Here is a 25,057-nt window from a genome sequence, read left to right as displayed (position 1 = left end):
GATGGATAAAGAAGTTAGAGTAAGGTATGCGCCGAGTCCTACTGGGTTTTTACATATAGGAAATGCAAGGACCGCTATCTTTAACTATTTGTATGCAAGACATACAAATGGAAAATTCATTATTCGAATTGAAGATACAGATCAAAAAAGAAACGTTGAAGGCGGAGAGCTTAATCAATTAACCTACTTAAAATGGCTAGGGATTGATTGGGATGAAAGTATCGACGTCGGTGGAGAATATGGGCCATACAGACAAACGGAACGCCTTGATATTTACCAAAAATATGCCCAAGAGCTTTTAGATAAAGGGTTTGCTTATAAATGCTATTGTACTGAGGAAGAATTAGAACAAGAACGTGAAGGTCAAATGGCTAGAGGAGAAACGCCAAGATACTCAGGTAAGTGTCGCCATTTAACGCATGAAGATCATGAACGTCTTGAAGCTGAAGGAAGAAAGCCAAGTATTCGTTTTCGTGTGCCTGAGAATCAAACAATTGAATTCGATGATATTGTGAAAAAGCACTTATCATTTGAATCAAATGACATTGGTGATTTTGTCATTGTAAAGAAAAACGGTATTGCCACCTATAACTTTGCAGTGGTAATTGACGATTATCTAATGAAAATGACGCATGTCCTACGTGGTGAAGATCACATTTCGAATACGCCAAAACAATTAATGATCTATGATGCCCTTGGCTTTGAAAGACCCATTTTTGGTCACATGACATTAATCGTCGGTGAAAGTCGTAAGAAATTAAGTAAACGCGACAAAAGCATCGTTCAGTATATTGAACAATATAAAGAACTTGGCTACTTACCAGAAGCTTTATTTAATTTCATCGCTTTCTTGGGTTGGTCACCAAAGGGAGAAGAAGAAATCTTTTCGAGAGATGAATTGATTGAGATTTTTGATCCAGAAAGATTAAGTACATCGCCTGCCGTATTTGATGCTACAAAATTGAAATGGACGAACAACCATTACATTAAAGCCTTGCCATTAGAAAAAGTGGTTGACCTCGCTTTACCGCATTTGATCAAAGCAGGTCGATTACCTGAAAATCTTTCAGATGAACAAAGAGAATGGGCTGTTAAACTCATTTCCCTTTACCATAGTCAATTGCAATATGGAGCAGAAATTGTTGAGCTAACAGACTTGTTTTTTACAGAAGAAGTCTCATATAATGATGAAGAGGCAGAAGTCATTAATGAAGAACAAGTTCCTGAAGTCATTCGTGTGTTTAGAGATGAGTTAATGACCTTAGAAGACTTTACAGCTGATGAAATTAAGAAAAGAATTAAGGTCACACAAAAAACCACGGGACAAAAAGGGAAAAAACTTTTCATGCCTATCCGTATTGTGACAACGGGAGAAATGCATGGACCAGAATTGCCACAATCCATTGAGCTATTAGGAAAAGAACGAGTGATTGCCCGAATGAATCGTTTTATCGAATCCAAATAGGACGTGCACGTTTAATTAAATGGATGGATAAAATATTGAATGGGCAGATGAATAATACTTTTGTTCAAAAGTACTGTTATTTATACCTTTTGTAGCTTATATTGAAAATATCATAATTAAAAATGTTGAAGAGGAGAGTAAGTCAATCGATTTCTTTACAAGAGAAGATCATCTAGGCTGAAAGTGATCTAAGAAAAGATAGGCTGAAGTGCACCTCTGAGTCTTTTGCTGAACCAATAGTAGGCAAAAGCGGTATTATTATATCGTTAACAATCTTAAGTGGAGATAATAAATCTCAAACAAAGTGGAACCACGCAAACTACCGCGTCTTTGTGTCATTGGACATAGGGACGCTTTTTTTACACAAAAAAGAGCATTAAAAGAGGTTGTTCAAAAAGTCACCAAATGATAAGCTGCGAATCTCGGGCGCCCGCCAAGAGGATCTTCAACTAAAATCGCTCACGTCCTGTGAGCAACGTTGAAGCCACCACATCCTGTGGAAGGCCGGTCCTCAAAACGGCGCCGCCTTGACCTTCTTGCTTCTAATTTGTCGCCTTTTTGAACTCTCATTTATAAAGCTTATGATAAAAGAGTTTAAAGATAGGAGGTTCCTAAGGTATGCGGGGGGTTATGCGAGAAGATTTAGCTACGGTTTTTGATCAAGATCCCGCAGCTAGAAACAAACTAGAAGTCATTCTAACTTATTCTGGACTTCATGCCATATGGTTTCACCGGTTCGCTCATTGGTTGTGGCGTAAAAAGTGTTTATTTCTAGCTCGATTACTATCACAATTTAGCCGGTTTCTTACGGGAATTGAAATACACCCTGGCGCTCAAATAGGTCGCAGGTTCTTCATTGATCACGGTATGGGTGTTGTTATTGGTGAAACGTGTGAAATTGGGGATGATGTAACTGTTTTTCAAGGGGTCACTTTAGGGGGAACAGGAAAAGAAAAAGGGAAACGGCATCCTACGCTTGGAAATGATGTCTTAATATCAGCAGGAGCAAAAGTATTAGGCTCAATTACCATTGCCGATCATTCAAAGATAGGTGCGGGATCGGTTGTGCTTCATGATGTTCCTCCAAACTCGACGGTTGTAGGTATTCCTGGGCGGATTGTGAGGCAAAATGGTAAGAAAATACATCACCATGATCTTAACCATTCTGACTTGCCAGATCCTATTTCGGATAAATTTAACCAAATGGAAGAATTGATCAATCAATTACAAAGAGAAATTGAAACATTAAAAAAAGAAAAGACGCGTATTTAGAGACTAGGGAATTTGTTCATTTTAGTTCCATTTCATCCTGCTTAACGGAAAGTAAAGCACCCACCTCCCACCTAAAAGGATGAGGGAAATCGAAAAGGATAGATGGTTATTAATTGCCCGTAAAAGTCCGATTGGTTCAGGATTTCAATCAGTGGGAATTGAAGTTTACCCTATATGATGGAATGACAGTCGTCATAGTTTTGAGTGCGAAGGAGAATTTTTAACAGAAGATAGAAAGGCAGTGATGAGATGGGCATTCGTATTTATAATACGCTAACTAGAAATAAAGAACCTTTTAAAACGATAGAGAAAAACAAAGTAAAAATGTATGTATGCGGACCGACGGTATATAATTATATTCATATTGGGAATGCAAGACCAGCCGTGGTATTCGATACTGTTAGACGCTACCTAATGTACCGTGGTTATGAAGTGAAATATGTTTCTAATTTCACAGATGTTGACGATCGTCTCATCAATAAATCGATCGAAGAAAACCAGTCAGTACTTGAGATTGCAGAGCGATTTATTCAGGCTTATAAAGAAGATGTTTCCGCTCTAAACGTCTTACAAGCCGATATTCATCCACGAGCAACGGAAACTATGGATGAAATTATATTGTTCATCAAAAAGCTTGTGGATAAAGGGTATGCGTATGAATCGGAGGGGGATGTTTATTTCCGTACAAGAGCCTTTAAATCTTATGGGAAATTATCGCATCAATCGATTGATGAACTCAAAGTTGGGGCTCGAATTGATGTAGGTGAAAAGAAAGAAGACCCATTAGATTTTACCCTTTGGAAAGCAGCAAAACCTGGGGAAATCACTTGGGATAGTCCATGGGGATTAGGCCGTCCCGGTTGGCATATTGAATGCTCTGCGATGGTTGAAAAGTATTTAGGTGACACAATTGATATTCATGCTGGAGGACAAGATTTAGCCTTTCCACACCATGAGAATGAAATAGCACAATCCGAAGCCCTGCATGAACATGCCATGGCCAATTACTGGATGCACAATGGTTTTATCAAAATCGATAATGAAAAAATGTCAAAATCGATTGGTAATGTTATCTTAGTTCATGAAATAATTAAAAAATACGATCCGAATGTCGTTCGTTTCTTCATTCAAACGGTCCATTACCGACATCCAATTAACTTTAGTGATGCGTTATTAAGCGATGCAGAGCAAGCATTTTCAAGACTAAAAACAAGCTACTATAATCTCGTGCACCGCTTGGAGAGAAGTGCTGATCTTCTTTCGGAAGATGAGCTCGTTACAAAGACAAAAGAACTTGAAAAATTTAAAGAACGTTTTATACAGGAAATGGATGATGATTTCAATACAGCCAACGCAATTGCTGTTCTTTTTGACTTGGCTAAGGATATTAATAAAATTCTTGAAGAAAATAATTCGTCTATCGCTCTATTAACAGCATACAAACAAGTTTTTGAGGAGCTGGCAGGCGTATTAGGACTTAAATTACAGGTAGAAGAAGAGCTTCTTGATGCTGAAATTGAACAACTCATCCAAAAACGGGAAGAAGCACGAAAAACAAGAAATTTCACTGTTGCTGACCAAATACGTGATGAATTAAAAGATCAAGGGATTATACTTGAAGATACAGCGCAAGGTATTCGCTGGAAAAGGGTTTAACATATGAGTGATCAAGTCAATCCTTTAACTATAAATAGTTTAGCGCTAGCCTATATGGGAGATGCCATCATGGAGTATTACGTCCGTCAAGAACTTATTATTAATGGACGTGTAAAACCACAGCAGCTGCATCAGAAAGCTATCTCTTATGTTTCCGCCAAAGCCCAAGCAGCCTATTTAAAATACCTAATGGAACAAGATTTTTTTTCTACTGAAGAATTGCAAGTCATTAAACGGGGGAGGAATGCAAAATCCTACTCCATTCCAAAAAACACAGATGTTTTAACATATAATTATAGTACGGCTTTCGAAGCGTTGATCGGTTATTTGCATTTTAATGACCAAGGTAAGCGCATTGAGCAATTGATGCGTTTACTATTTGAATATCATCCAATAGATAAATGAAAGGGGGCTGGTAAACCATGAGTGATAATGAATTTATTATTGGAAGACATGCTGTTTTAGAAGCACTCGAAGCTGGCAGAGAAATCAATAAATTATGGATTAATAAAGAAAGCCATGGGGTTAAGCAGCTCATTGATAAAGCGGGGCAAAAAGGCGTTACGATTCAGTTTGTTCCAAGAAAAAAATTAGATCAACTAACCAATTCTTCCACACATCAAGGCATTGTAGCATCCATTGCTGCCTATGAATATGCGGATATAGATGATTTGTTTCAATTAGCAGAAAAAAAGAATGAAACACCCTTTTTTATTCTTTTAGATGGAATTGAAGATCCTCATAATTTAGGATCCATTCTTAGGACAGCAGACAGTGTCGGTGCACATGGTGTTATTATCCCAAAACGTCGTGCAGCTGGATTAACCCAAGTGGTATCTAAGGCTTCAACAGGGGCGATTGAATATATTCCAGTCGCTCGAGTAACAAATCTGGCAAGAACCATCGATGAATTAAAAGAAAGAGGCATATGGTTTGCTGGAACAGCAGCGGAAGGCAGTCAAGATTATCGGAAAGCTGAGTTTGATATGCCTATATGCCTTGTGATGGGTAATGAAGGGAAAGGATTGTCTCGTCTTGTTAGAGAAAAATGTGACTATCTCATCAGTATCCCAATGGCAGGCCATGTAACCTCACTAAATGCATCTGTTGCGGCAGCTATTTTGATGTATGAAGTTTATCGAAAACGAAATAAGCTAGAGGACTGATAAGGATGGATATCCTACTTGTGGACGGCTACAATGTCATTGGCGCTTGGAAAGAAATGCAAGAGCTAAGAACGAATGACTTTGCAGCTGCTCGGTCACAGCTTATTGATAGAATGGCTGAATATCAGGCCTATACAGGCTGGAAAGTGGTTATTATTTTTGATGCTCATCTTGTACCAGGACAAGAAACCATCACAAAACAATCCCGAGTAGAGGTCATCTATACAAAGGAAAATGAAACGGCAGATGAGCGTATTGAAAGAGTGATTAAGAAGTTAAAAAACGTTAAAACACAAATTCATGTGGCAACCTCTGATGGGACTGAACAATGGACGGTATTCTCTCAAGGGGCTTTGCGTAAATCATCTCGTGAACTCCTCATTGAGTTAAAAAATATTGAAAGACAGATTTCGTTAGATATTAAACATTCTATCCAGAAAAAAACAAAATCAAAAATCCCTTTAAATAAAGAAATTGAAGAATTATTTGAAAAATGGCGAAGAGGCCTTTAAAGATCTTGACGATTCAGAATATTTTACTGTATAATGTTTCTACACTTAGTATGACTAGGTCGGAGGGATTGACGTGAGATTAAACCCAAATTGGATTACCACCGATAATGTAAAGTTCAGCGAACTAGATGATGAACAAATTGTACAAATGGTTCATATTGGAGATATACATGCACTAGAATATTTAATTTTTAAGTATAAAAATTTTGTACGTGCGAAAGCAAAGTCATACTTTTTAATTGGTGCGGATCGGGAAGACATTATTCAAGAGGGTATGATCGGCCTATATAAAGCAATTCGAGATTTCAAAGGGGACAAGCTCTCTTCTTTTAAAGCGTTTGCAGAACTTTGTATAACTAGACAAATTATTACGGCGGTGAAAACAGCCACACGTCAGAAGCATATCCCCTTAAATTCCTATGTCTCTTTGGATAAGCCTATTTTTGATGAGGAATCAGATCGTACTTTGATGGACGTTATATGCGGTCCTAAAGTAACAAACCCTGAAGAATTGTTTATCAATCAAGAAGAATTTGCAGATATTGAGGACAAGCTTTCGGAGTTGTTAAGTGACTTAGAACAAAAAGTCTTAAAACTATATCTTGATGGAAGAAGTTATCAAGAAATTTCTTTAGACCTGAAACGCCATGTGAAATCCATTGATAATGCCCTTCAACGTATAAAACGTAAGTTGGAAAGATATCTTCAAATTAAAGAAATGAGTTTATAAAGTGAAACTTCCATCCGTGGGGGGTTTTCTTCATCCCCCACCTATCTTCTTTGAATACTCATAATCTTGAGGTGGGGGTCTTTACTTGCCGTTAAGGCGGGATAAACAAAGAATATAGTGATAGCAATCGGTTTTACAAATGATTATTTTTAAGTTATAAACCTTATGGATAAGTTAATAAGGTTGCTAGAGTCGTATTTGTCAATCTCATTAGATTTAATTTCGAAACGAGTCGATTAGATGGTGTCAAGATAGATTAAATCATTCTTTTCTGAACCACAGTGTAGGCTGTGGTATTTCTTTTACACTTTAAGAAATTATAAAAAGTTAAGGTATAAAGTATAGCTAAATAGCCAAAAGATGCGGGTGACTTGACGGTTCGTTCATAACAGTATAAATGCAACGAGCCCTCTGTCTGCGCCGTATATGAACTGCAAGGCAAGTTTTCTTTAACCCATTCACCGATTTGACGTTGATTGACATGAAAAGTCCCATGTGTTAAATTGGAAATGGTATGAATAAACTTATTTTCATAGATGTGGGGTCATCCTTTATTTTAGGTGGAAAACATAAAATACCTATTTTAACGAATATATGGTCATGAATATGACTTAAGTTGATAGATACTCATCATTAGATCTTTATATTTTACTAATGACATACAAGAAGTTCAAACAAGACTATTCTTGAACTTTTTAAATTAGAAAAAAAGGTGTTTGCAATGAGGAAGAAAGTGTCTCTTGAATGCTCGGTTTGTCATCAAAGAAATTATACAACGGCTAAAAACACAAAAACAAATCCAGAGCGCATAGAAGTTAATAAGTTTTGCAAAACATGTAATAGGCATACTCTGCACCGAGAAACAAAGTAGAATGTTTTGGAGGTATTTTAGTCTATGGCAAGCATAGTGAAAGGTACAGGTAATTTTTTCAAGAACATTGGAACTGAGATGAAAAAAGTCAGTTGGCCGACTCGTAAAGAAATGGTTAATTATACGATTACGGTTATCGTAACAGTGGTATTTTTAACGGTGTTTTTTGCGGTAGTTGATCTTGGTGTATCAAGACTGTTAAAATTAATAACAGGCTAATAAACTTTTGGCAGCTCTAATAGACTGCCTTTTTAATTTTGGCAAGAAAAGGTATACTATAGTAAAATTTGGTCTAAGTTTAGGGAAAAAGAAATCTTGTTTATTAGAGGCGGATTCTTAATAATTGCACCCGCTAATTTAGTGCAGGTTAGGAAAAAAGGTTTGGAGGAAATGAGTCATGGAGAAGAATTGGTATGTTATTCATACATACTCTGGCTACGAAAATAAAGTCAAAACCAATCTGGAAAAACGTGTTGAATCAATGGGGATGTCTGATAAAATCTTTCGTATTTTAGTACCAGTTGAAGAAGAAACGGAAATTAAAAATGGCCAAAAAAAATCGGCGATCAAGAAGGTTTTTCCCGGTTATGTACTCACTGAAATGATTATGACGGATGATTCTTGGTATGTTGTACGAAACACGCCAGGTGTTACTGGATTTGTTGGTTCTTCTGGCGCTGGTTCCAAACCTATGCCTCTTCTGCCTGAAGAAGTGGATAGCATACTTAAACAAATGGGTATGAAAGAAGCACGGACAGACATTGACTTCCAGCTTAAAGAACAAGTCAAAGTAAAGGAAGGTCCGTTTGCTGATTTTGTAGGTAGCATTGAGGATATTGATATTGAAAAAGGCAAAATTAAAGTACATGTCAATATGTTTGGAAGAGAAACACCCGTTGAATTAGACTTTAATCAAGTTGAAAAATTATAAAAGCCTTGCATTCTCTTACTATTAATTGTATAATTTTGATGTTTGCAAGGTTTTATCTTTTGCCTTCAAGTGAGACATGAAAGCAAGACGATAAGTGGGAGGGGCTAACCCGTTACCACATCATGGACTAAGGAGGTGTGTCTCGTGGCTAAAAAAGTCATTAAAGTTGTTAAATTACAAATCCCTGCAGGTAAAGCTAATCCAGCGCCACCAGTTGGTCCGGCTTTAGGTCAAGCAGGCATCAATATCATGGGTTTCTGTAAAGAATTCAATGCGCGTACTTCAGATCAAGCTGGACTTATTATCCCAGTTGAAATCTCAGTATTTGAAGATCGTTCATTTACTTTTATAACAAAAACTCCACCAGCTGCTGTTCTTCTTAAAAAAGAATGCGGTATTGAATCAGGATCTGGTGAACCTAATACGAAAAAAGTGGCAACAATCAAACGTGATAAAGTACGTGCGATTGCTGAACTAAAAATGCCTGACTTAAATGCTGCTAATGTAGAATCTGCTATGCGAATGGTAGAAGGTACAGCTCGTAGCATGGGTATAGTCGTAGAAGACTAATTAAACCACTGTATTTAAAGTTTAACTTTGCTGACAAGTAGAAATGTACATGCTTGCAGTTGGGGTTGCCGGGCATTGTCCGCAACCCTTATTTAGTGGGAGGTAAAACCGCTATAACCACAAAGGAGGAAAATGAAATGACTAAAAAAGGAAAAAGATATCAAGAAGCTGTTAAAACAATCGATCGTCAAAAGGCATATGACATTAGCGAAGCTGTAAATCTTGTTAAACAAGTGGCTTCTGCTAAATTCGACGAATCAATCGATGTAGCTGTTCGTTTAGGCGTAGATACTCGTAAAAACGATCAACAAGTCCGTGGTGCTGTTGTATTACCAAATGGAACAGGTAAAACACAAACGGTTCTCGTTTTTGCAAAAGGTGAAAAAGCGAAAGAAGCAGAAGCAGCAGGTGCTGATTTTGTAGGTGATCAAGAATACATCGCTAAAATCAACAGTGGTTGGTTTGAATTTGATGTCATTGTTGCGACTCCAGACATGATGGCTGAAGTTGGTAAACTTGGTCGTGTCCTTGGACCAAAAGGCCTTATGCCTAACCCTAAAACAGGAACCGTTACTTTCGATGTAACGAAAGCTGTTAAAGAAATTAAAGCAGGTAAAGTTGAATACCGTGCGCAAAAAGACGGAAATGTCCATGTTCCTATCGGTAAAGTATCTTTTGATGATCAAAAACTTGTCGAAAACTTTAATGTTCTACTTGAAACGCTAATTAAAGCAAAACCAGCTGCTGCTAAAGGAACTTACATTAAAAACGTAGCCATTTCTTCAACAATGGGCCCTGGTGTTAAAGTTAGCGCACAAGCTTGATCATAATTTCTACTTGGAAACTTATTAAATCTTTTATTGACATAAAAGATAAAAGATTATATAATAGATTTTGGTTATAATTGAATAAACCGTAGACAGTAGGAGCGAAATAGTGCTTAATGTATTCCTACCGAGGTGATACGAGATTTTTTCTTGATAACAACGAATTTTAACGATGTTAGATAGATACGTGCCCTCATGTCGACTCGACCTGAGGGCTTTTACATGTTTGTCTCGTAACTTCCCGCATGGTGTACGGTAAATATCATTAGGAGGTGGATGACGAAATGGGTACGGCTATTGAAGCAAAAAAACAAGTTGTTAGTGAAATTGCTGACAAACTTAAAAACAGCGTGTCAACCATTGTTGTTGACTATCGTGGCCTTGATGTGGCTGAAGTAACCGAACTACGTAAACAACTTCGTGAAGCAGGTGTTGAATTCAAAGTATATAAAAACACTTTGATCAGACGCGCTACAGCAGAAGTTGAATTAACAGATCTTGATGGCGTATTAACTGGTCCGACAGCTGTTGCTTTCAGCTCGGAAGATGTTGTTGCTCCAGCGAAAGTACTTCATACTTTTGCGAAAGAACACGATGCGTTAGAAATTAAAGGTGGCATTATCGAAGGTAACTATGCAGCTCTTGAACAAATTCAAGCTCTTGCAGATCTCCCTTCAAGAGAAGGACTTCTCTCTATGTTGCTTAGCGTTCTTCAAGCTCCAATCCGCAACTTTGCGCTCGCTACTAAAGCTGTTGCAGATCAAAAAGAAGAACAAGGGGCTTAATTTAAGACTTTACCAACTAAAAAATAATTTATGTGAAATTTAAGGAGGATATATATCATGGCATTGACTAAAGAAGATATCATCGGTGCAGTTAAAGAAATGTCAGTTTTAGAATTAAACGATCTCGTAAAAGCAATCGAAGAAGAATTTGGCGTAACGGCTGCAGCTCCAGTTGCAGTTGTAGGCGGAGCTGCTGGTGAAGGCGCTGCTGAAGAAAAATCTGAATTTGATGTAGTCCTTACATCTGCAGGTAGCTCAAAAATCAAAGTCATTAAAGTTGTTCGCGAAATCACTGGCCTCGGCTTGAAAGATGCAAAAGACCTTGTAGACAACGCTCCAAAAGCACTTAAAGAAGGTATTGCTAAAGAAGAAGCAGAAGAATTAAAAGGTAAACTTGAAGAAGTTGGCGCATCTGTAGAACTTAAGTAATTCTTTTTTAAAAAAAGGCCCGCTTATATTTAGCGGGCTTTTTTTTCCACTTTAAAAAAGGTTAAGATAGAAAGTGGATACCTCTGTTTGGCGCTTCATGATAGCGGCAATAGGTAATGGCTATAACCGATTGGTGTGCCTTGGATGAATGCTTGCCCACTAAGACTTGAACAAGGGGATTGGAGTTTTATAATTCTTCTTTTAGTTCAAAAAAGGATGGTTTGATAATGGAACATTATTATTCAAAACAACCGCAAACGGAAAGTAACAGGCAACAATTTGAAACAAAAATTAGAAATATGCCAATCACGTTTATAACTGATAGAGGTGTTTTTTCAAAAGGCGACATTGACTTTGGAAGTAGGAGTCTCATTGAATCCTTTATACTTCCGGAAGTTCCGGGAGACCTATTGGATATGGGGTGTGGGTATGGACCTATTGGCATAACCTTAGCCAAATGTTTTTCTGATCGACACGTTACGATGGTTGATGTAAATGAGAGGGCTGTCCAACTTGCTAAAGAAAATGCCCAGAAAAATGGTGTTCAAGCAACGGTCTTTCAAAGCGACCGTTTTGAAAAAGTGGAAGGCACATTTGCTGCCATTTTAACGAACCCGCCCATTCGTGCAGGAAAACAAGTTGTTCACAGTATTTTTCGTGAAGCACATGGCCATTTGGTCAAAGGCGGAGATCTATGGGTTGTCATTCAGAAGAAACAAGGTGCTCCATCTGCTTTAAAATATCTCGAAGAGCTCTATGATGATGTTACAACGGTTAAACGCAATAAAGGTTATTATATTTTTCAAGCAAAAAAGCTTTGACAAACATTTTGCATTGTGTTAATATAACTAAATGCCAATAAAATGCACTTTTTTAGGTGTATAGTTTTATAAAATAGTGGTTATACTAATCAAATGTTTTTGTATCACGGTAAGCAAATATAGTCGTTTACCGATTTTTCAATATGCATGATTTGAGGGGTGAATCAGTTGACAGGTCAACTCGTACAATACGGACGGCACCGCCAACGCAGGAGTTATGCGCGAATAAAAGAAGTGTTAGAACTCCCTAATCTCATTGAAATTCAAACAGCCTCATATCAGTGGTTTCTTGATGAGGGCATCAGGGAAATGTTTCAAGACATTTCTCCAGTAGAAGACTTTACTGGCAATCTTGTTTTAGAGTTTATTGACTATAGCTTAGGAGAACCGAAGTATTCAGTTGATGAATCTAAGTCTCGCGATGTGACTTACGCTGCGCCGCTGAGAGTAAAAGTACGTCTCATTAACAAAGAAACCGGGGAAGTTAAAGAACAAGAGGTCTTTATGGGAGATTTCCCGTTAATGACAGAATCGGGAACTTTTATAATCAATGGAGCTGAGCGTGTTATTGTATCTCAGCTTGTTCGTTCGCCTAGCGTATACTACAATGAAAAGTTCGATAAAAATGGTAAACTAGGCTTTACCGCTACTGTTATTCCAAACCGCGGCGCTTGGTTAGAATATGAGACAGATGCCAAAGACGTCGTTTATGTAAGAATAGATCGGACAAGGAAACTTCCAGTGACCGTGCTCTTACGTGCATTAGGGTTTGGCTCTGATCAAGAAATCATCGATTTACTAGGTGAAGATGAATACCTTAAGAATACCTTAGAAAAGGATAATACTGAAGGTACAGAAAAAGCGTTGATCGAAATTTATGAACGTCTTCGCCCTGGTGAGCCGCCAACAGTGGATAATGCAAAAAGTTTACTAGAAAGTCGCTTTTTTGATCCAAAACGCTATGATTTAGCGAATGTTGGACGGTATAAAATTAATAAAAAACTTCACATTAAGAATCGTCTTTTTAATCAAAGACTAGCAGAAAAGTTGATTGATCCTGAAACGGGTGAAATTGTTGCCGATGAAGGCACCTTGCTTGACCGTCGTATGTTAGACCGCCTATTACCTATTATTGAAGAGAAAATGGGCTACAACGATTATACACCAGCAGATGGTGTAGCAGAAGGACAAAATATCACTGTTCAATCAATTAGCGTTTATTCTCCTAATGATGAAGACGGCGATAAAATAATCAAAGTCATGGGTAATGGGAAAATTGACACATCAGTTAAACACATTACTCCAGCAGACATTTTAGCTTCAATTAATTACTTTTTTAATTTATTGCACGGGATTGGCGACACGGATGACATTGATCATTTAGGTAATCGTCGTCTAAGATCCGTTGGTGAATTATTACAAAACCAATTTAGAATTGGTTTATCCAGAATGGAACGTGTGATACGTGAAAGAATGTCGATTCAAGATACAAATGCAGTTACGCCTCAAGCATTAATCAACATTCGACCGGTTATCGCATCGATAAAAGAATTCTTTGGTAGTTCTCAGCTCTCTCAATTCATGGACCAAACGAACCCACTTGCTGAACTTACGCACAAACGTCGTCTTTCAGCCCTCGGACCAGGTGGATTGACTAGAGAACGTGCTGGATTTGAAGTTCGTGACGTTCACTACTCTCACTATGGTCGTATGTGTCCGATTGAAACACCTGAGGGCCCGAACATCGGGTTAATTAACTCGCTTTCTAGTTATGCGAGAGTAAATAAATTTGGATTTATTGAAACACCGTATCGTCGAGTGGACCCTGAAACGGGTAAAGTAACGGGACATATTGATTATCTAACGGCAGACGAAGAGGATAATTATGTTGTTGCTCAAGCCAATGCCAAACTTGATGATGATGGTTATTTTGTAGAAGACGAGATCATTTCACGTTTTCGTAGTGAAAACATCGTTGTTAAAAAAGAACGTGTAGACTACATGGACGTTTCACCGAAACAGGTAGTATCTGCCGCTACGGCATGTATTCCGTTCTTGGAGAATGATGACTCTAACCGTGCCTTGATGGGTGCGAACATGCAACGTCAAGCGGTTCCACTACTTGTTCCAGATTCACCAATCGTTGGAACAGGGATGGAATATGTATCAGCGAGAGATTCAGGTGCTGCTATTCGTGCTAAGCATCGTGGACGCGTTGAGTATGTATCAGCTAAATACATTAAGATCCGTACCATTGAAGAAGTAGGTGGACGAGATGTCGAGGGTGACCTCGTAACTTATAAACTTCAAAAATACGAACGTTCTAACCAAGGAACCTGCTATAATCAAGTACCGATTGTTGAAAAAGGTACGGTTGTTGATAAGGGTGAAATCCTTGCAGATGGTCCATCCATGGATAAAGGTGAATTAGCCTTAGGTCGTAACGTCCTTGTTGGCTTCATGACTTGGGATGGTTATAACTATGAAGATGCGATCATCATGAGCGAGAATCTCGTGAAAAATGATGTCTATACATCGATTCACATAGAAGAATATGAATCGGATGCACGTGACACGAAACTCGGACCAGAAGAAATTACGCGTGATATCCCGAACGTTGGGGAAGACGCTTTGCATAATCTCGACAACCGAGGTATTATTCGAGTCGGTGCGGAAGTGAAAGATGGAGATATACTTGTGGGTAAGGTAACACCAAAAGGAGTTACTGAGCTCACAGCAGAAGAAAGACTGCTTCACGCCATTTTTGGAGAAAAAGCGCGTGAAGTACGTGATACATCACTAAGAGTTCCTCACGGTGGAGGCGGTATTGTCCACGATGTGAAAATCTTCAATCGTCAAGACGGTGATGAATTACCACCAGGTGTAAACGAACTTGTTCGTGTATATATTGTTCAAAAACGTAAAATACACGAAGGGGATAAAATGGCTGGACGTCACGGTAATAAAGGGGTTATCTCTCGTATATTACCTGAAGAAGATATGCCGTTTATGCCGGACGGTCGACCTCTCGATATCATGTTAAATCCTCTCGGGGTACCATCACGGATGAACATCGGTCAAGTACTCGAATTGCACCTTGGTATGGCTGCAAGAGAACTTGGTTTGAAAGTTGCAACACCTGTATTCGATGGTGCTCGAGAAGACGATGTTTGGGATACACTTGCTGAAGCAGGTATGTCAAGAGACGGGAAAACCGTACTTTATGACGGTCGAACAGGGGAACCATTCGACAACCGTGTATCAGTTGGTATCATGTATATGATTAAACTTGCGCACATGGTTGATGATAAACTACATGCACGTTCTACAGGTCCATATTCACTCGTTACGCAGCAACCTCTTGGTGGTAAAGCACAATTTGGAGGACAACGTTTCGGGGAAATGGAAGTTTGGGCACTTGAAGCTTATGGTGCTGCTTACACATTACAAGAAATTCTTACTGTTAAATCGGATGACGTCGTGGGTCGTGTGAAAACATATGAATCTATTGTTAAAGGTGAAAATGTACCTGAACCAGGTGTTCCAGAGTCCTTTAAAGTATTAATTAAAGAACTACAAAGTCTAGGTATGGATGTTAAGATTCTCTCTGGCACCAAAGAAGAGATTGATATCCGTGATATTGATGACGAAGAGGAACCTGCAAATGAAAACGCAAGTGTGAATGTATAATAATGAATTTCCAACGGCGACTTCGTTCGTCGTTGGTTAAATTCTTTTCTCTAAGCAAAATTCTTTGAGATGACATTTTGGATTGTTTATTCTAATTCTCGGTGAACGATAATAAAACACTGAATTTATAAGGGAGGTTGCCCCCTTGTTGGATGTTAATAAGTTTGAGTACATGAAAATTGGTCTTGCATCACCAGATAAAATAAGATCATGGTCACGCGGGGAAGTAAAAAAACCAGAAACAATAAACTACCGAACACTTAAGCCAGAAAAGGATGGTCTTTTTTGTGAGCGTATTTTCGGCCCAACAAAAGACTGGGAGTGTCACTGTGGTAAATATAAACGTGTAAGATACAAAGGTGTTGTATGTGACCGTTGCGGTGTTGAAGTGACACGTGCAAAAGTACGTCGAGAACGGATGGGTCACATTGAATTAGCTGCACCTGTTTCACATATTTGGTATTTTAAAGGAATACCAAGCCGTATGGGCCTTCTATTAGACATGTCACCTCGTGCTCTAGAAGAAGTTATCTATTTTGCATCATATGTTGTTACCGATGTTGGCGATACGCCACTTGAGAAAAAACAATTGTTATCCGAAAAAGAATATCGTAATTATCGTGAAAAATACGGTAATACATTTAAAGCAGGTATGGGTGCAGAAGCCATAAAAAAACTTCTCCAAGATGTTGAATTAGCAAAAGAAGCAGATGCCTTAAAAGAGGAACTCCACACAGCTCAAGGTCAACGTCGTACACGTGCAATCAAACGTCTCGAAGTTCTTGAAGCGTTCAGAAATTCAGAAAATGAACCGTCTTGGATGATTTTAGATGTTCTTCCGGTTATACCACCAGAACTTAGACCGATGGTTCAATTAGATGGTGGACGTTTTGCAACTTCTGACTTAAATGATCTTTATCGTCGAGTTATTAACCGTAATAACCGTTTAAAACGGTTGCTTGATTTAGGTGCACCTAGCATTATTGTACAAAACGAAAAACGTATGCTACAAGAAGCTGTCGATGCATTAATCGATAATGGTCGCCGTGGCAGACCTGTAACAGGTCCAGGTAACCGTCCGTTAAAATCGTTATCTCATATGTTGAAAGGGAAACAAGGACGTTTCCGTCAAAACCTTCTTGGTAAACGTGTTGACTATTCAGGTCGTTCGGTTATCGTCGTTGGTCCAAATCTTCATATGTACCAATGCGGATTGCCAAAAGAAATGGCACTTGAACTATTCAAACCGTTTGTCATGAAAGAACTTGTGGCTAAAGGGATTGCCCATAATATTAAAAGTGCAAAACGTAAGGTTGAAAAAATTCATCCAGACGTTTGGGGCGTTCTTGAGGAAGTTATTAAGGAGCATCCAGTTCTTCTTAACCGTGCACCGACGCTGCACAGACTAGGAATACAAGCTTTTGAACCTACAATCGTTGAGGGCCGAGCTATTCGTTTGCACCCACTCGTATGTACAGCTTACAACGCTGACTTTGATGGGGACCAAATGGCTGTTCACGTACCTCTATCCGCAGAAGCACAAGCGGAAGCAAGATTGCTCATGCTAGCTGCACAAAATATCTTGAATCCGAAAGATGGTAAACCAGTTGTTACACCTTCACAGGATATGGTGCTTGGAAACTATTACTTAACCCTTGAAAGAAAAGGGGCTATCGGTGAAGGAAAAGTCTTTAAAGACGACAACGAAGCCATTATGGCTTATCAAAACGGCTATGTACACTTGCATACTCGTATTGCCGTACCAGCTTCAGCTGTTAATAATGAGACTTTTACAGAAGAACAAAATAAGCAGTATTTATTAACCACGGTTGGTAAGTTAATCTTTAATAAGATCTTACCTAAATCATTCCCTTACATGAATGAACCGACGAAATACAATCTAGAAGTTGCAACGCCGGACAAATACTTTGTCCCAATGGGAACGAACGTCGTTGATGAAATAAAAGCACGTGATGAAATTTCACCATTTAAAAAAGGCATGCTCGGTGACATCATTGCTGAAGTATTTAAACGTTTCAGAATGACCGAAACATCCAAAATGCTTGACCGCATGAAATCGCTTGGTTTTGCCTATTCAACTAAAGCAGGGATCACAGTAGGTGTTGCGGATATTATCGTGTTACCTGAGAAACAAGATATTCTTAACGAAGCTGAAGAAAAAGTCAATAAAGTATTAAAACAGTTCAGAAGAGGTCTTATAACGGAAGAAGAACGTTATGAACGCGTGGTCTCCATTTGGAGTCGTGCGAAGGATACCATCCAAGCCAAACTGATGAACTCTCTTGAAAAAACGAACCCAATTTTCATGATGAGTGATTCGGGAGCTCGTGGTAATGCTTCTAACTTTACTCAACTCGCTGGTATGCGTGGGTTGATGGCAAACCCATCTGGACGTATCATTGAACTTCCAATTCGTTCTAGTTTCCGTGAAGGATTAACCGTTCAAGAATACTTCATCTCCACACACGGTGCCCGTAAAGGTCTTGCTGATACGGCCCTTAAAACGGCTGACTCAGGTTACTTGACTCGTCGACTTGTTGATGTGGCACAAGATGTTATTGTGCGTGAAGAAGACTGTGGAACGGACCAAGGGCTCGTTGTTCGTGCGATTAAAGAAGGTAATGAAGAAATTGAGAGCTTATATGATCGTTTAGTTGGGCGTACAGCACACGAAACGGTATATAACCCTGAGAACGATGAAATTCTTGTGAAAAAAGGCGAAGAAATTGATGAAGATACGGCTACTAAAATTGTTGGCGCCGGCATCGATGAAGTGAGCATTCGCTCAGTGTTCAAATGTGCAACACGACATGGCGTATGTAAAAAATGCTATGGCCGTAACTTAGCAACAGGCTCGGAAGTTGAAGTTGGTGAAGCTGTTGGTATTATTGCTGCACAGTCTATCGGTGAACCAGGTACACAGTTAACCATGCGTACATTCCACACTGGTGGGGTTGCTGGTGATGATATCACACAAGGTCTTCCTCGTATTCAAGAGCTATTTGAAGCAAGAAATCCAAAAGGGCAAGCAACAATTACCGAGCTATCCGGTAAAGTAACAGCCATCAATGAGCTCAAAGATAAACGTGAAGTGACTATTCAAGGAGAACTTGAATCACGCAGTTACACAGTACCTCTAGGTGCGAGATTAAAAGTAGCTATTGGCGATGAAGTTGTACCAGGTCAGGTTCTAACGGAAGGATCTATTGATCCAAAAGAACTACTTCATGTAGCTGGTGTCTCTGGTGTACAAAAATATCTCCTTCGAGAAGTTCAAAAAGTATACCGTATGCAAGGGGTAGAAGTTGGCGATAAACACGTTGAGGTCATGGTACGTCAAATGTTGCGTAAAATTAGAGTGACAGATTCTGGTGATACAAATATCTTGCCAGGTGCTTTAGTAGATATTCATGCATTCAAAGACGTTAACAGGGATGTATTAGTTGCAGAAAATGTTCCTGCAACGGGAAGACCTGTTCTACTTGGGATTACAAAAGCATCTCTTGAAACTGAATCATTCTTATCTGCTGCATCCTTCCAGGAAACAACACGTGTTCTTACGGATGCTGCTATCAAAGGTAAAAGCGATGAACTTCTCGGCTTAAAAGAGAATGTTATCATTGGTAAACTTGTTCCAGCAGGAACAGGAATGCCAAACTATCGTGACATCAAAATGGCTAAACCAATGGAGCCTGAAGAGAAAAACGAAGGCCAAGCGGTTGAAAAAGAAGAACTTGTAAATCAAGAAAGTTAAAGAGTATTGACAAGGAGGAGTGCTCGGTGTTATTATTACTGAGTGCTCCTGACACCTTGTTGCTTTGGAGGATATCAGTATGTCTTATGATAAAGTAACACAGGCGAAAAGCGGAATAATTATTGGTACGAAGCAGGCGCTTAAAGCTCTTAAAGACAACCAAATTAAAGAAGTTGTTATTGCTGAAGACGCTGATTATCGTGTGATCAATAAAGTCATAGAACTAGCTAAACAGCTAAATGTACCGATACATGTAGTTGACTCAATGAAGAAGCTTGGTAAAGCTTGTGGCATTGATGTTGGCGCAGCAGCGGTCGCTATAAAAAGATAATGTTTTTGCGGCAAGTTTTTTAATTGTGCAAAAACAAATTTTTTGATCAAAAATGAACCGCCTGGATCAGTGGGTTTAAAATATTTGAAGGGAGGAAAAAATAATGCCTACAATTAATCAACTTATTCGTCAAGGACGTAAGTCTAAAACGAAAAAATCAGATTCACCAGCACTTAACAGAGGTTATAATAGCTTCAAAAAATCTTTAACAAACGAATCTTCTCCACAAAAACGTGGTGTATGTACTCGTGTTGGTACGTTAACTCCAAAGAAACCGAACTCAGCGCTTCGTAAATATGCACGTGTTCGTTTGTCAAACAACATTGAAGTGAACGCTTATATCCCTGGTATTGGTCATAACTTACAAGAACACAGCGTTGTCCTTATTCGTGGTGGTCGTGTAAAAGACCTTCCTGGTGTACGTTATCACATCGTACGTGGAGCTCTTGATACAGCAGCTGTTAATGACCGTAAACAAGGTCGTTCAAAATACGGCGCAAAAAAACCTAAATAATTTTAAATAAAATTGAAAGGAGGGGTTATAATGCCAAGAAAAGGTCCTGTTGAAAAGCGTGATGTATTGCCAGATCCGCTTTACAATTCAAAACTTGTTACTCGTTTAATCAACCGAATTATGAAAGACGGTAAAAGAGGAATTGCCCAAACAATCCTTTATAAAGCATTTGATTTAGTCAAAGAACGTACTAATCAAGACCCTATGGAAGTTTTTGATCAGGCACTTAAAAACGTTATGCCTGTTTTAGAAGTTAAAGCTCGCCGTGTAGGTGGTTCAAACTACCAAGTACCAGTGGAGGTACGTCCAGAACGCCGTACAACACTTGGTCTTCGTTATCTCGTGAATTACTCACGTCTTCGTGGTGAAAAAACGATGGTAGAAAGACTTGCTAACGAAATCATCGATGCTTCTAACAATACGGGTGCTTCAGTTAAAAAACGTGAAGATATGCACAAAATGGCCGAAGCTAACAAAGCATTCGCCCACTATCGTTGGTAAGAAAAATACTAAAAGGAAGGAGAGAACAACATGGCTAGAGAATTCTCCTTGGAAAAGACTCGTAATATCGGCATCATGGCACACATTGATGCTGGTAAAACAACAACAACAGAGCGTATCCTTTTCTATTCGGGTCGTATCCACAAAATTGGTGAAACACATGAAGGTGCTTCACAAATGGACTGGATGGAGCAAGAACAAGAACGTGGTATCACGATTACGTCAGCTGCGACAACAGCTCAGTGGAATAACCACCGTGTCAACATCATTGATACACCTGGACACGTAGACTTTACTGTAGAAGTTGAACGTTCACTCCGTGTACTTGATGGCGCTGTCGCTGTACTAGATGCACAGTCAGGTGTTGAACCGCAAACGGAAACAGTTTGGCGTCAAGCAACAACATACGGCGTTCCACGTATCGTGTTTGTTAATAAGATGGATAAAATCGGTGCTGATTTCTTGTACTCTATGAAGACCATGCACGATCGTCTTCAAGCAAATGCACACCCAATTCAACTTCCAATCGGAGCTGAAGATAACTTCGAAGGAATCATTGATTTAGTAGAAATGAAAGCTTATTTCTATGAAGATGACTTGGGAACTAGAACGGATGCGCGTGAAATTCCTGATGAATATAAAGATCAAGCACAAGAATACCACGACAAACTTGTCGAAGCAGTTTGTGAACTTGATGAAGATTTAATGATGAAATATCTTGAAGGTGAAGAAGTCACTGTAGAAGAACTCAAAGCTGGTATCCGTAAAGGTACTTGTGATGTTAAATTGTATCCAATGCTTTGTGGATCCGCTTTTAAAAACAAAGGGGTTCAACTTGTTCTTGATGCAGTTATCGACTACCTTCCTTCACCACTTGATGTTCCATCTATCAAAGGTGTTGTCCCAGATACTGAAGAAGAAGTAGAGCGTCATGCAGATGATAAAGAACCTTTCTCTGCACTTGCTTTTAAAGTTATGACCGACCCTTATGTTGGTAAATTAACATTCTTCCGTGTTTATTCTGGTACAGCTGACGCTGGTTCATATGTTCAAAATTCAACAAAAGGTAAACGTGAACGTATGGGACGTATCCTTCAAATGCACGCGAACCACAGAAATGAAATCAAAACGGTTTATTCTGGAGATATCGCGGCTGCCGTAGGTTTGAAAGATACGACAACAGGAGATACTCTCTGTGATGAAAAAAATCTCGTTATCCTTGAATCTATGGAATTCCCTGAACCTGTTATTCACGTTGCTATTGAGCCAAAATCAAAAGCAGATCAAGATAAAATGGGTGCTGCTCTTGCTAAACTTGCTGAGGAAGATCCGACTTTCAAAACGGAAACTAATGAAGAAACTGGCCAAACAATCATCGGTGGTATGGGTGAACTTCACTTAGATATTATTGTTGATCGTCTTCGCCGTGAATTCAAAGTTGAAGCTAACGTAGGTGCACCTCAAGTAGCTTACCGTGAAACAATTAAAAAAGCAGGTAGAGTTGAAGGTAAATTTGTTCGCCAATCAGGTGGACGTGGACAATACGGACACGTTTGGATCGAATTTGAACCACTTGAAGAAGGCGGCGGATTTGTATTTGAAAACAAAATCGTCGGTGGGGTTGTTCCTCGTGAATATATTCCAGCGGTTGAAGCCGGCTTAAAAGATTCACTTCAAAATGGTTTGCTAGCCGGTTATCCATTAATCGACGTAAAGGCAAGACTTGTAGATGGATCTTATCATGATGTTGACTCAAACGAAATGGCCTTTAAGATTGCAGCATCTATGGCTCTTAAAAAAGCTAAAGACGCATGTGATCCAGTTATCCTTGAGCCAATTATGAAAGTTGAAGTTGTAATGCCTGAGGAATATCTCGGTGACATTATGGGTGATATTACGAGCCGTCGTGGACGCGTTGATGGTATGGAAGCTCGTGCCGGTGCGCAGGTCGTTAATGCACACGTTCCACTTGCAGAAATGTTTGGTTATGCAACGACGCTTCGTTCAAGCACTCAAGGCCGTGGTACTTACTCTATGCAATTTGATCACTACGAAGCAGTTCCTAAATCTGTTAGTGAAGAGATCATTTCTAAAGCAACTGGCGCATAAGTCTCATTTAATAGTTTAAATGACTAATGAGTTTTGGTTGTGTAATCATTCGTTTTATTGTAAGCTAAGTTGTGGACAGTGGATCTCTGCTTGTCCCCCTCTTACTACAAATAAATTACTTAAAACTTTCTTTTAGAGATTAAAGGAGGAAATATACTCATGGGTAAAGCAAAATACGAACGCTCTAAACCGCATGTTAATATTGGAACAATTGGTCACGTTGACCATGGTAAAACAACTCTAACAGCAGCTATCACTACTGTTCTTTCAAAATCTGGTGGTGCTGAAGCTCGCGCTTACGATTCAATCGATGGTGCTCCAGAAGAACGTGAACGTGGTATTACTATTTCAACTGCACACGTTGAGTATGAAACTGAAAAACGTCACTATGCACACGTTGACTGCCCAGGACACGCTGACTATGTAAAAAACATGATCACTGGTGCAGCTCAAATGGACGGAGCTATCCTAGTTGTATCTGCAGCTGATGGCCCAATGCCACAAACTCGTGAACACATTCTTCTTTCTCGTCAATGTGGTGTTCCTTCAATCGTTGTATTCTTAAACAAATGCGACATGGTTGATGACGAAGAATTACTTGAACTTGTAGAAATGGAAGTTCGCGATTTACTTACTGAATATGAATTCCCTGGCGATGACGTTCCAGTTGTCAAAGGTTCTGCATTGAAAGCTCTTCAAGGTGATGCTAAATACGAAGAAGCTATTCTTGAACTTATGAACGAAGTTGATTCATACATCCCAACTCCAGAACGTGACACTGACAAACCATTCATGATGCCAGTCGAAGATGTATTCTCAATCACTGGTCGTGGTACAGTTGCAACTGGTCGTGTAGAACGTGGTCAAGTTAAAGTCGGTGACGAAGTTGAAATCTTAGGTTTAACTGAAGCTCCTAAGAAAACAACTGTAACTGGTGTTGAAATGTTCCGTAAACTTCTCGACTTCGCTGAAGCTGGTGACAACATTGGTGCTCTTTTACGTGGTGTTGATCGTTCTGAAGTTGAACGTGGTCAAGTACTCGTAAAACCAGGTACTGTAAATGCACACAAAAAATTCAGTGCTGAAGTTTATGTTTTAACTAAAGAAGAAGGTGGTCGTCATACTCCATTCTTCTCTAACTATCGCCCACAATTCTATTTCCGTACAACTGATGTAACGGGTACAATTAGCCTTCCTGAAGGTGTGGAAATGGTTATGCCTGGCGATAACGTAACAATGACTGTTGAATTGATCGCTCCTATCGCAATCGAAGACGGTACTAAATTCACAATTCGTGAAGGCGGACGTACTGTAGGCGCTGGCGTTGTGGCATCAATCAGCGAATAATAACTGTATCTTCAAAAGAGTGCCGTAACAGGCACTCTTTTTTAATGCAAAAAACATGTCCATTAAAGTGGTTTTTATAGATAAGTATGTTTACAAATTGCTAGTTAGAATTAGAGAAAGAAAAATGAAAAAACCCATTTCTACATCAAATCCATTAACTAAGGTCAAGCACACGGAAAAAATAGGAATAAAATACTTTCATAAAACATTTGATCTTTCTAGCAAAACTTTATATAATAGACAAAGTGAAATTAAACAGTAGTTATTAGAGATTACTCTTGCACTGGCACCTAGGCCAGTGTATAATAGAGTGGTTGGGTATAGCGATGATGCGGAAGGTTGCGGACACACCCGGCTCCTTTGCCAAGGTGGGGTGTTCGGATATTTTCGCGGAGTAGTCTGTTTCCAAAAATGGACGAAAAGGAGGGAATTATCATGGCAAAGCAAAAAATTCGTATTCGTTTAAAAGCTTATGATCATCGTATTTTAGATTCATCAGCAGAAAAAATTGTAGACACTGCAAAACGTTCGGGGGCAAAGGTATCGGGGCCGATCCCATTGCCAACTGAAAAATCAATCTACACTATTCTTCGTGCTGTTCATAAATACAAAGATTCTCGAGAACAATTCGAAATGCGCACGCATAAGCGTTTAATTGATATTGTAGAGCCAACACCACAAACAGTTGATTCATTAATGAGATTGGATCTTCCATCCGGTGTAGACATTGAAATCAAATTATAAAATTAAATAAA

General features: G+C 39.1%; 23 protein-coding genes and 2 other annotated features. All 23 genes read left to right on the top strand.

Features of this window, described 5'->3' with window-relative positions:
• Window position 1: 1 nt before the first annotated feature.
• The 23 genes from gltX to rpsJ all read left to right on the top strand — a co-directional run bounded on the left by gltX (window position 2) and on the right by rpsJ (window position 25,046).
• On the top strand, window positions 2-1,465 hold the full coding sequence (gene gltX, locus GMB86_RS12315; protein ID WP_155220376.1) for a glutamate--tRNA ligase: 1,464 nt from the start codon (window positions 2-4) through the stop codon (window positions 1,463-1,465).
• Window positions 1,466-1,581: 116 nt separating this feature from the next.
• Window positions 1,582-1,800: a binding site (T-box leader), on the top strand.
• Window positions 1,801-2,083: 283 nt separating this feature from the next.
• Window positions 2,084-2,737 (top strand): serine O-acetyltransferase, encoded by a 654-nt coding sequence (cysE, locus tag GMB86_RS12310; protein WP_155220374.1) that lies wholly within the window; start codon window positions 2,084-2,086, stop codon window positions 2,735-2,737.
• Between the two features lie 249 nt (window positions 2,738-2,986).
• Entirely contained in the window at window positions 2,987-4,393 is a 1,407-nt protein-coding gene (cysS, locus tag GMB86_RS12305) for a cysteine--tRNA ligase (protein ID WP_155220372.1), read from the top strand.
• Between the two features lie 3 nt (window positions 4,394-4,396).
• Entirely contained in the window at window positions 4,397-4,798 is a 402-nt protein-coding gene (locus GMB86_RS12300) for a Mini-ribonuclease 3 (RefSeq protein WP_155220370.1), read from the top strand.
• Window positions 4,799-4,815: 17 nt separating this feature from the next.
• The gene (rlmB, locus tag GMB86_RS12295) at window positions 4,816-5,559 is read left to right on the top strand and encodes a 23S rRNA (guanosine(2251)-2'-O)-methyltransferase RlmB (RefSeq protein ID WP_155220368.1); all 744 of its coding nucleotides are present in this window, start codon (window positions 4,816-4,818) and stop codon (window positions 5,557-5,559) included.
• A gap of 5 nt (window positions 5,560-5,564) precedes the next feature.
• The gene (locus tag GMB86_RS12290) at window positions 5,565-6,071 is read left to right on the top strand and encodes an NYN domain-containing protein (RefSeq protein WP_155220366.1); all 507 of its coding nucleotides are present in this window, start codon (window positions 5,565-5,567) and stop codon (window positions 6,069-6,071) included.
• 148 nt (window positions 6,072-6,219) lie between these two features.
• Window positions 6,220-6,801 (top strand): RNA polymerase sporulation sigma factor SigH, encoded by a 582-nt coding sequence (gene sigH / locus GMB86_RS12285; RefSeq protein ID WP_155220402.1) that lies wholly within the window; start codon window positions 6,220-6,222, stop codon window positions 6,799-6,801.
• A 721-nt stretch (window positions 6,802-7,522) separates the two neighbouring features.
• The gene (gene rpmG, locus GMB86_RS12280; RefSeq protein WP_155220364.1) at window positions 7,523-7,672 is read left to right on the top strand and encodes a 50S ribosomal protein L33; all 150 of its coding nucleotides are present in this window, start codon (window positions 7,523-7,525) and stop codon (window positions 7,670-7,672) included.
• 24 nt (window positions 7,673-7,696) lie between these two features.
• A complete protein-coding gene (gene secE / locus GMB86_RS12275; protein ID WP_155220363.1) occupies window positions 7,697-7,891 on the top strand; it encodes a preprotein translocase subunit SecE in 195 nt (64 codons plus the stop codon).
• Window positions 7,892-8,069: 178 nt separating this feature from the next.
• Window positions 8,070-8,603, top strand: coding sequence for a transcription termination/antitermination protein NusG (nusG, locus tag GMB86_RS12270; RefSeq protein WP_155220361.1), 534 nt, complete (start codon window positions 8,070-8,072; stop codon window positions 8,601-8,603).
• A 144-nt stretch (window positions 8,604-8,747) separates the two neighbouring features.
• Complete coding sequence (gene rplK, locus GMB86_RS12265; RefSeq protein WP_141191491.1) at window positions 8,748-9,173, top strand: 50S ribosomal protein L11; 426 nt, start codon at window positions 8,748-8,750, stop codon at window positions 9,171-9,173.
• 137 nt (window positions 9,174-9,310) lie between these two features.
• A complete protein-coding gene (gene rplA / locus GMB86_RS12260) occupies window positions 9,311-9,997 on the top strand; it encodes a 50S ribosomal protein L1 (RefSeq protein ID WP_155220359.1) in 687 nt (228 codons plus the stop codon).
• Between the two features lie 71 nt (window positions 9,998-10,068).
• Window positions 10,069-10,230 (top strand) — a sequence feature (ribosomal protein L10 leader region).
• A 54-nt stretch (window positions 10,231-10,284) separates the two neighbouring features.
• Window positions 10,285-10,785, top strand: a complete 501-nt coding sequence (gene rplJ / locus GMB86_RS12255; protein WP_155220357.1) for a 50S ribosomal protein L10 — start codon at window positions 10,285-10,287, stop codon at window positions 10,783-10,785.
• A 57-nt stretch (window positions 10,786-10,842) separates the two neighbouring features.
• Complete coding sequence (gene rplL, locus GMB86_RS12250) at window positions 10,843-11,214, top strand: 50S ribosomal protein L7/L12 (RefSeq protein ID WP_155220355.1); 372 nt, start codon at window positions 10,843-10,845, stop codon at window positions 11,212-11,214.
• A gap of 224 nt (window positions 11,215-11,438) precedes the next feature.
• Complete coding sequence (locus GMB86_RS12245) at window positions 11,439-12,035, top strand: class I SAM-dependent methyltransferase (protein WP_329602910.1); 597 nt, start codon at window positions 11,439-11,441, stop codon at window positions 12,033-12,035.
• 168 nt (window positions 12,036-12,203) lie between these two features.
• Window positions 12,204-15,725 (top strand): DNA-directed RNA polymerase subunit beta, encoded by a 3,522-nt coding sequence (gene rpoB, locus GMB86_RS12240; protein WP_155220351.1) that lies wholly within the window; start codon window positions 12,204-12,206, stop codon window positions 15,723-15,725.
• Window positions 15,726-15,870: 145 nt separating this feature from the next.
• Window positions 15,871-19,500 carry a DNA-directed RNA polymerase subunit beta' gene (gene rpoC / locus GMB86_RS12235; RefSeq protein WP_155220349.1) on the top strand — a complete coding sequence of 1,210 codons (3,630 nt, stop codon included), beginning with the start codon at window positions 15,871-15,873 and terminating at the stop codon, window positions 19,498-19,500.
• Between the two features lie 79 nt (window positions 19,501-19,579).
• Entirely contained in the window at window positions 19,580-19,831 is a 252-nt protein-coding gene (locus GMB86_RS12230; protein WP_155220347.1) for a 50S ribosomal protein L7ae-like protein, read from the top strand.
• Window positions 19,832-19,934: 103 nt separating this feature from the next.
• Complete coding sequence (rpsL, locus tag GMB86_RS12225; protein WP_141191484.1) at window positions 19,935-20,345, top strand: 30S ribosomal protein S12; 411 nt, start codon at window positions 19,935-19,937, stop codon at window positions 20,343-20,345.
• Between the two features lie 30 nt (window positions 20,346-20,375).
• The gene (rpsG, locus tag GMB86_RS12220) at window positions 20,376-20,846 is read left to right on the top strand and encodes a 30S ribosomal protein S7 (protein WP_141604576.1); all 471 of its coding nucleotides are present in this window, start codon (window positions 20,376-20,378) and stop codon (window positions 20,844-20,846) included.
• Between the two features lie 30 nt (window positions 20,847-20,876).
• The gene (gene fusA, locus GMB86_RS12215) at window positions 20,877-22,955 is read left to right on the top strand and encodes an elongation factor G (RefSeq protein ID WP_155220345.1); all 2,079 of its coding nucleotides are present in this window, start codon (window positions 20,877-20,879) and stop codon (window positions 22,953-22,955) included.
• Window positions 22,956-23,114: 159 nt separating this feature from the next.
• The gene (tuf, locus tag GMB86_RS12210) at window positions 23,115-24,302 is read left to right on the top strand and encodes an elongation factor Tu (RefSeq protein WP_155220343.1); all 1,188 of its coding nucleotides are present in this window, start codon (window positions 23,115-23,117) and stop codon (window positions 24,300-24,302) included.
• A gap of 435 nt (window positions 24,303-24,737) precedes the next feature.
• The gene (rpsJ, locus tag GMB86_RS12205) at window positions 24,738-25,046 is read left to right on the top strand and encodes a 30S ribosomal protein S10 (protein WP_141191481.1); all 309 of its coding nucleotides are present in this window, start codon (window positions 24,738-24,740) and stop codon (window positions 25,044-25,046) included.
• Window positions 25,047-25,057 lie beyond the last annotated feature (11 nt).

The organism is Terrilactibacillus tamarindi (genome assembly GCF_009718825.1).
GTDB lineage: Bacteria > Bacillota > Bacilli > Bacillales > Sporolactobacillaceae > Terrilactibacillus > Terrilactibacillus tamarindi.
This window is presented reverse-complemented; position numbering and strand designations above follow the sequence as displayed.

Bases quoted from the DNA above. Each gene is read 5' to 3' on its own strand.
- rplL (WP_155220355.1), top strand. From the start codon at position 10,843: ATGGCATTGACTAAAGAAGATATCATCGGTGCAGTTAAAGAAATGTCA.
- rlmB (WP_155220368.1), top strand. From the start codon at position 4,816: ATGAGTGATAATGAATTTATTATTGGAAGACATGCTGTTTTAGAAGCA.
- rplJ (WP_155220357.1), top strand. From the start codon at position 10,285: ATGGGTACGGCTATTGAAGCAAAAAAACAAGTTGTTAGTGAAATTGCT.
- GMB86_RS12290 (WP_155220366.1), top strand. From the start codon at position 5,565: ATGGATATCCTACTTGTGGACGGCTACAATGTCATTGGCGCTTGGAAA.
- gltX (WP_155220376.1), top strand. From the start codon at position 2: ATGGATAAAGAAGTTAGAGTAAGGTATGCGCCGAGTCCTACTGGGTTT.
- sigH (WP_155220402.1), top strand. From the start codon at position 6,220: ATGGTTCATATTGGAGATATACATGCACTAGAATATTTAATTTTTAAG.
- rpsG (WP_141604576.1), top strand. From the start codon at position 20,376: ATGCCAAGAAAAGGTCCTGTTGAAAAGCGTGATGTATTGCCAGATCCG.
- cysE (WP_155220374.1), top strand. From the start codon at position 2,084: ATGCGGGGGGTTATGCGAGAAGATTTAGCTACGGTTTTTGATCAAGAT.
- tuf (WP_155220343.1), top strand. From the start codon at position 23,115: ATGGGTAAAGCAAAATACGAACGCTCTAAACCGCATGTTAATATTGGA.
- rpmG (WP_155220364.1), top strand. From the start codon at position 7,523: ATGAGGAAGAAAGTGTCTCTTGAATGCTCGGTTTGTCATCAAAGAAAT.
- rplA (WP_155220359.1), top strand. From the start codon at position 9,311: ATGACTAAAAAAGGAAAAAGATATCAAGAAGCTGTTAAAACAATCGAT.
- cysS (WP_155220372.1), top strand. From the start codon at position 2,987: ATGGGCATTCGTATTTATAATACGCTAACTAGAAATAAAGAACCTTTT.
- rpsL (WP_141191484.1), top strand. From the start codon at position 19,935: ATGCCTACAATTAATCAACTTATTCGTCAAGGACGTAAGTCTAAAACG.
- rpsJ (WP_141191481.1), top strand. From the start codon at position 24,738: ATGGCAAAGCAAAAAATTCGTATTCGTTTAAAAGCTTATGATCATCGT.
- GMB86_RS12230 (WP_155220347.1), top strand. From the start codon at position 19,580: ATGTCTTATGATAAAGTAACACAGGCGAAAAGCGGAATAATTATTGGT.
- nusG (WP_155220361.1), top strand. From the start codon at position 8,070: ATGGAGAAGAATTGGTATGTTATTCATACATACTCTGGCTACGAAAAT.
- fusA (WP_155220345.1), top strand. From the start codon at position 20,877: ATGGCTAGAGAATTCTCCTTGGAAAAGACTCGTAATATCGGCATCATG.
- GMB86_RS12300 (WP_155220370.1), top strand. From the start codon at position 4,397: ATGAGTGATCAAGTCAATCCTTTAACTATAAATAGTTTAGCGCTAGCC.
- secE (WP_155220363.1), top strand. From the start codon at position 7,697: ATGGCAAGCATAGTGAAAGGTACAGGTAATTTTTTCAAGAACATTGGA.